7 protein-coding genes are annotated in these 6,735 nt (G+C 63.7%); all 7 read left to right on the forward strand.

The genetic code is table 11. The annotated features are described in order from the left end of the window. The 7 genes from EP376_RS19445 (at position 1) to EP376_RS19475 (ending at position 6,608) form a co-directional block, all read left to right on the forward strand. A complete protein-coding gene (locus EP376_RS19445) occupies positions 1–879 on the forward strand; it encodes a branched-chain amino acid ABC transporter permease (RefSeq protein WP_127657299.1) in 879 nt (292 codons plus the stop codon). Continuing rightward, complete coding sequence (locus tag EP376_RS19450; RefSeq protein ID WP_127657300.1) at positions 879–1,919, forward strand: branched-chain amino acid ABC transporter permease; 1,041 nt, start codon at positions 879–881, stop codon at positions 1,917–1,919. The genes EP376_RS19445 and EP376_RS19450 overlap by 1 nt, the downstream gene beginning before the upstream one ends. A gap of 1 nt (position 1,920) precedes the next feature. After that, a complete protein-coding gene (locus tag EP376_RS19455) occupies positions 1,921–2,697 on the forward strand; it encodes a glutathione S-transferase family protein (protein WP_127657301.1) in 777 nt (258 codons plus the stop codon). A gap of 17 nt (positions 2,698–2,714) precedes the next feature. Then, the gene (locus EP376_RS19460; RefSeq protein ID WP_127657302.1) at positions 2,715–3,521 is read left to right on the forward strand and encodes an ABC transporter ATP-binding protein; all 807 of its coding nucleotides are present in this window, start codon (positions 2,715–2,717) and stop codon (positions 3,519–3,521) included. Then, positions 3,518–4,393, forward strand: a complete 876-nt coding sequence (locus EP376_RS19465) for an ABC transporter permease (RefSeq protein ID WP_127657303.1) — start codon at positions 3,518–3,520, stop codon at positions 4,391–4,393. The genes EP376_RS19460 and EP376_RS19465 overlap by 4 nt, the downstream gene beginning before the upstream one ends. 37 nt (positions 4,394–4,430) lie before the next feature. Continuing rightward, a complete protein-coding gene (locus tag EP376_RS19470) occupies positions 4,431–5,462 on the forward strand; it encodes an ABC transporter substrate-binding protein (protein ID WP_127657304.1) in 1,032 nt (343 codons plus the stop codon). 63 nt (positions 5,463–5,525) lie between these two features. Beyond that, positions 5,526–6,608, forward strand: a complete 1,083-nt coding sequence (locus tag EP376_RS19475; protein WP_127657305.1) for an alpha/beta hydrolase family protein — start codon at positions 5,526–5,528, stop codon at positions 6,606–6,608. The last annotated feature ends 127 nt before the right edge of the window (positions 6,609–6,735 follow it).

Here is a 6,735-nt window from a genome sequence, read left to right on the forward strand (position 1 = left end):
ATGTCTGATCTCATTCAAATCCTGATCCTCGGCCTCGCCCTCGGCGGTGTCTATGCACTGATGGGCGCGGGCCTCAGCCTTGTGTTCGGCGTAATGCGCATCGTGAACCTTGCGCATCCTTCGCTGATCATGCTGGGGGCCTACGTGGCCTACTGGGCCTTTCGCCTTTACGGGATCGATCCGCTGATCATCCTGCCGGTGGCGATGGTGATCCTCGCCGCGACCGGCGTGATCCTCTACAAGCTCGTCTTCGAACGCGAGGCGCGCTCGGCCAAGTATTCCGAGATGACCGTCCTTCTGACCTTTGCCTTCGCGATGGTCTTTGAAGGGGCGCTGGCCACGGCCTTCACGAACACCCAGCGCGTCACCTCTCCCGCCTATGCGACCGACGCGATCTTCATCGCCGATATCTTCATCCCGCTGGGACAGCTTTATGCGGGCATCGTCTCGCTGGTGCTGATCGCGGGGCTGGCGCTCTGGCTGAAATATACCCGCTTCGGCTATGCGATCCGCGCCACCACCCAGAACCGCGAAGCGGCTGAACTTCTGGGCGTGAACGTCAACTTCGTGGGGCTCGTCTCGTTTGCGATCGGCCTGGCACTGGCCGGCGCTGCGGGTGCGCTCGTCAGCTTTGTTTTCTCCTTCTACCCCTCCAAGCATTGGGAGTGGATCGCGATCCTGATGTCGCTTGTCGTTCTGGGCGGCATGGGATCGATCCTCGGAACCGTCGTTGCGGCCTACACGCTCTCGGTCGTCGCGGCCTATGTCGGCTTCTTCTTCGGGGCGACCTGGTCGACACTCACCTTCTTCGTCGCGCTCTTCGTCGTACTTCTTGTGCGTCCGCAGGGCCTGTTCGGCGAAAAGCCGGAGTTGGCGTAATGGCACAGACATACGAGAATACCGACGAAATACTCGCCGCACGGCGCGCCTATAACGACACGCTGGCCCAGGCCCATGACGCGCGGCGCGCGACGTGGTTCCCGCTTCTGATCGTGGCGCTTCTGATGCTGGTGCCGGCGCTGCAATTCGTGGGCAATTACAACTACGTCATCCACCTGATGCTCTACACGCTGATGTATGTGACGATGGCGGCGGGCTGGAACATCCTTGGCGGCTACACCGGCTATATCAGCCTTGGTCACAGCGTCTTTTTCGCGGTGGGCGGCTATTTCGCGGGGATGATCTTCGCCCGGCTCGGGATCTCGACGATCATCATGGCGCCGGTGGCGGGGCTGGTCTGCGCGGCGCTGGGTTACCTCATCGGCCTGATCACCCTGCGCGTGCGGGGCCCGTCCTTCATCATCTCGTCGCTGGCCCTCGTGATGATCTTCCGCATCCTGTTCGAGAAATGGCAGTTCATCGGCGGGGCCGCGGGCCTGTCGCTGCCAATCAACGATCTGTCGGTGCAATGGGCCAAGCTGCCCTATTACTATGCCTTCCTTGCCATGGCCGTCTTTGGCGTCTGGGCCAGCTACCGGGTACGGCATTCCAAGTTCGGGCTGGGTCTGCGCGCGATCTCCAAGGATGAGGTCAAGGCAGAAAGCGCGGGCATCGATACCCGCCGCTACAAGGTTCTGGCCTTCGCGATGTCGGCCTTTCTCTTTGGTGCGGCCGGCGCGGTCTGGGGCGAATACCTGACCTATGTCCGGCCCAACATCTTCATCCATATCCTCTACTTCTCGGTCTGGCCCGCGCTGATGTGCATCCTCGGAGGCAAGGGCACGATCGCGGGGCCGGTGGTGGGTGCCGTCCTGATCGTGGCCTTCAACGAATTCTTCGTGGCCACGCTCGGCTCCTCGACGATCCACATCCTCGTGACCGGCATGATCATGGCGCTGACGCTGATGTTCTTCCCGCTGGGTCTGGTCGGCACGTTGGCCAAGCACCGCCGCCTTCCGCGCATTCTGAACTGGGATTGATATGGCTCTGACACTCTACAACGCGCCACAATCGACCTGCTCGCAGCGGGTGCGCTTCGCGCTTCACGCCAAGGGGCTGGAGTTCGAGGAACACAAGCTCGATCTGTTCTCCGGCGACCAGCTCAAGCCCGAGTATCTCGCCATCAACCCCAATGGCGTGGTGCCCTCGCTGGTTGACGATGGCGCCGCTATCATCGACAGCGCCGTGATCCTCGAATACCTTGAGGATACGCACGGCGACGTGGCCCCGATGCGCCCCGCCGACCCCGTGCGCGCGGCCGAGATGCGCGCCATGATGCGCTTTATCGACGAGGTGCCGACACCCGCGATACGGATCCCGTCCTACAACCTCGCGTTCCTGCCGCATTTCCAGTCGATGACCCAGGACGAGTTTCAGGCGCTGTGCGACAGCAAGCCCCTGCGCCGCGAATTCCTGATGAAGATGGGCCGCACCGGCTTTCCGCAGGCCGATATGGACGAGGCGATGGGCCGGCTCCGCCGCGGGGTCGAACGGATGGCGGGCTGGCTGCGCGCATCCGGGGGCCCATGGATCATGGGGCCGGAAATCAGCCTCGCGGATCTGTCGATCCTGCCGATCATCGTCCGGATGGACGACATCAACCTTGGCGATGCGTGGGACGACCACCCCGAGATCGGCGCCTGGTTCGACGCGATCCGCGCCCGCCCGGAATACGCCAAGACCTATTACCACGGGTCCCTGCTGACCCAGAAGTATCCGCACCTGGCCGAGCTGAAGACAGCCCGGACAGGTTCCTGATCCATAAAGGAGACCACATGCACGCCGTTCAGGACATTACGACGTCGCAGCAGAACGCCACCTCGACCGCCGAGACGATCATTTCCGCCGAAGACCTCGGCATGATCTTTTCGGCAGGCTCGGTCGTCGCACTTGAAGAGGTCGGTTTCAATATTTCAAAGGGCGACTTCATCTCTCTCATCGGCCCGTCGGGCTGCGGCAAATCCACCCTTCTGCGGCTTGTCGCGGGCCTGCTGAAGCCCACGGGCGGGTCTCTGTCGGTCAAGGGCGATCCGGTCACCGGGCCACGCCCCGATATCGGCATGATGTTCCAGAAGCCGACGCTCCTGCCGTGGAAATCGGTGATGGAGAACGTCCTTCTGCCCAAGACGCTGGCCGGTCAGGTCACGAAACAACACAAGGAAAAGGCGGTCGAACTGCTGCACCTCGTGGGGCTTGAAGGCTTTGAATTCTCGTTCCCCGGTCAGCTGTCGGGCGGGATGCAGCAACGTGTTGCCTTGGCGCGCCTGCTGAATACGGGCGCGGAAATCCTTCTGTTGGACGAACCCTTCGGCGCGCTGGACGAATTCACCCGCGAACGGCTGAACGTGGAGCTCTTACGCATCCAGCGCGAGGTGAAGGCCACGATCCTGTTCGTCACGCACAACATCCAGGAAGCGGTCTTCCTGGCCGACAAGGTCTTTGTGATGACGCCGCGCCCCGGCCGGCTTGCCCAGATCGTGGAGGTGGGCCTGCCCCGCCCGCGTGACATCGAAATGACCAAGGACCCCGATTTCAACCAGCGCGTCTTCGAGATCCGCGACATCCTGGGAGGCACGATATGAGCACGACTGACGGTTTTGGAGCGACGACCGGTGCGTCGGCCAGTGTGAAGTTCCCGGCCTGGGCACAGCACACCCTCGTTTTCGTCATCTTCATCACGATCTGGGAAATGGCGGTCCAGTTCAACTGGGTTTCGGCCCTGATCCTGCCCTCGCCCTTCGCGGTCGTCGCCGCATGGTGGGATCTGGCGATCGTGCGCGGCATCATCTGGCCGCACTTCTTCACGACGCTGACCGAAGTTCTGGTGGGCTTTGCCATCGGCGCCACCTTCGGCGTGGGCATCGCGATCCTGTCCGCCATCAACATGACGTTCCGCAGGCTCGTCTCGCCCTACATGGTGGCCCTGCAGGTGACGCCCCGGATTGCCATCGCCCCGATCATCGTGGCCTGGCTCGGGTTCGGGATGGAGCCCAAGATGGCGATCGCCGCCATCATCTGCTTCTTCCCGATGTTCATCAACGCGCTGACCGGCCTGATGCAGGTCGATCACGAGAACCTCGAGATGTTCGAATCGATGCGCGCCAGCAAGTGGCAGATCTTCCGCCACCTGCAATTGCCGGGCGCGATGCCCGTCATCATGGCAGGCTTCAAGACGGGTATCTCTCTGGCCCTGATCGGCGCCATCGTGGGCGAGTTCGTCTCGGCCTCCGAAGGTATCGGTGTGCTGATCCAGCGGTTCAGCTTCCAGCTTCTGCTACCGCAAGCCTTCGCCAGTCTCATCATGCTGACCGCGATGGGCCTGTTTCTTTACGGGGTCGCGACCTTTGCCGACCGTCACATCGTGTTCTGGCGGCATTCCGATCTCGTCAACAAGATCTCGCGCCGGATGCGCGCGAAGAACGCCGGTCTGGCCGGCATCAAACCTGCCGAATGAGGCAATTCGCATCCATTCTCTTGGGAGGAAAGACACCATGAAAAGAACTCTAACAGCAGCCCTGCTGGCCGCGACCGCGCTGACCGCGGCCCCGGCCTTTGCCCAGGATCTCGAAGAGATCAACGTGCTGACGCCGCTGCCGCGCCACACCGCCTGGTATCCGCTGATCGTGGGCGAGGCGCTGGGTTACTTCGCAGAAGAAGGCGTCTCGGTCGAGCTGGTCAACGGCGGCGACCTGCCGTCGACCGCGTTCCTAGAAAACGGTCAGGTGGATATCGCCTCGCTCGATCCGTCCGAAGTCATCCTCGCCCATGAGCGCGGCTTCGACTTCGACGTGGTCTACGAGGTGATGCACGGCGCCGTCGAAGGCATCTTCGTGCTCGACAATGCCGAGGCGCAAAGCCTGGCCGATCTCGCCGGCACGACCATCGGCATCGTCGGCGAAAGCGACCGGGGGCTCCTGCTCTCCGCGCTTGGCCATGCGGGCCTGTCGGGCGATGACGTGACGATCGCCGTTCTGGGCGAAAGCGCGCCGCTTCTGGCCAACTCGCTGGCCAACGGTCAGGTCTCGGCCATTGTCGGTGCGATCTCCGACTTCGTCGCGATCAAGAGCCAGGGCATCGACGTCCGCTCCGTTCTGCCGCCCGAGATGTCGGAAATGCCCGCCAACAACTTTGCGATCCGCGCCGATTCCATCGGCAGCGACCGTGAAGACGTGATCCAGGGCTTCCTCAAGGCTTGGGCCAAGGCTGGCTATGCCGGCCTCGTCGACCTCGAAGCGACCAAGATGATGGTCATGGAGGCCGATCCCGAAAACTGGATCAACGAAGAACTGGGAACCATCTTCCTGCAGGCAGCCCAGGGGCTTCATACGCCCGACGGCGAAGTCTTCGGCGATGTGCGTCACCCGATCTGGGAAGGCGTGCTCGAGGAAATGGTCTCCGTCGACATGCTCGGCGCGACCTTCCCGACCGACGAGATCCTGAACGACCACTACCTCGCCACCGCGAACGATTTCGATCGCGCCGAGATCGAGGCCGAAGTGGCCGAGTGGAAATCCAGCATGTAATGCAGATCGTCCGGCCCCGTGGTTTCGGGGCCGGACACCCTACCGACAAGGACGCTTGCCCCGATGACGGCCCAGACCGAAACAGACATCGACCCGCGCGTGGCCTCGGCCGCCGCCCATTGGTCGCACCGGTTCGTGACGAACGGCGTGCCCCTGGCCGATTTCCAGGATGTCACCGGCTCGATCACCCGCTGGGATGAATGGCGTGCCGCATGGGTTGCCCGGGGCGACGTTCATGAGACATTGGCCCGCGAGGCCGAGGCAGGCAGACATTTCCTGAGCGCCGCCGAGCATTGGACGACGGCCAGCGTCTGCCACCATTTCGGCAAGTTCCTCTTTGTCCATGACCGCGCCCAGATGAAGGCCGCGCACGACCGCGCCATCGCCGCGCGCCAGGCCGCCCTGCCCCATCTCGACCCGCCCGGCGAACGCGTCGCGATCCCCTATGGGGCGCATACGCTCTATGGTATCCTGCGCCGCCCGCGCGGCTTCGCCCGGCCGCCGGTCGTTCTGATGATCATGGGGCTCGACAGCGCCAAGGAAGAGATGCACACCAACGAACAGGTCTTTCTCGATCGTGGCATGGCGACGCTGGCCGTCGACGGCCCGGGCCAGGGCGAGGCGGAATACGATCTGCCGATCTGCCCGGAGTTCGAACGCCCCGTTGCCGCCATGGTCGACTGGATCGAAACCCGCGACGATCTCGACCCCGGACGCATCGGCATCTGGGGCGTCAGCCTCGGCGGCTATTCCGCGCCCCGCGCCGCCGCCTACGAGACGCGCATCCGCGCCTGCATCTCGCTGACGGGGCCCTTCGATTTCGCCGAAGCCTTCGACCGGGCGCCGCCGCTGACGCGCGCCGCCTTCACCGCCCGGGCCTATGCCGGGACCGAGGACGAGGCCCGCGAAGTCGCGGCCCGCATGACACTTGCCGAGGCCGCCCCGCGCATTACCTGCCCGCTCCACGTTGTGGGCGGCGCGCTCGACCGTGTCCTGCCGCCCGATCATGCCGGCAGGCTCGCCGAGGCGGCCTCCGGTCCGGTGACGCTCACGATGGTTCCCGACGGCACCCACGTGGTCAACAACCGCCCCTACAAGTACCGCCCACAGGTGGCGGACTGGATGGCGGAGTGCCTCTCACGATGAGGCCACCCCGCGACGCCCGCAAGTTGCGGGCCCTTTGTTTCCTCCGGTCGGGACAATCCCGGCCGGCCTTCTGACCCTCGAACACTCTGGGAGAACTTGCACATGTCACGCGCTTTGATGCCAAATT

The organism is Alexandriicola marinus, assembly GCF_004000435.1.
In the GTDB taxonomy this organism is placed as follows: Bacteria; Pseudomonadota; Alphaproteobacteria; order Rhodobacterales; family Rhodobacteraceae; genus Alexandriicola; species Alexandriicola marinus.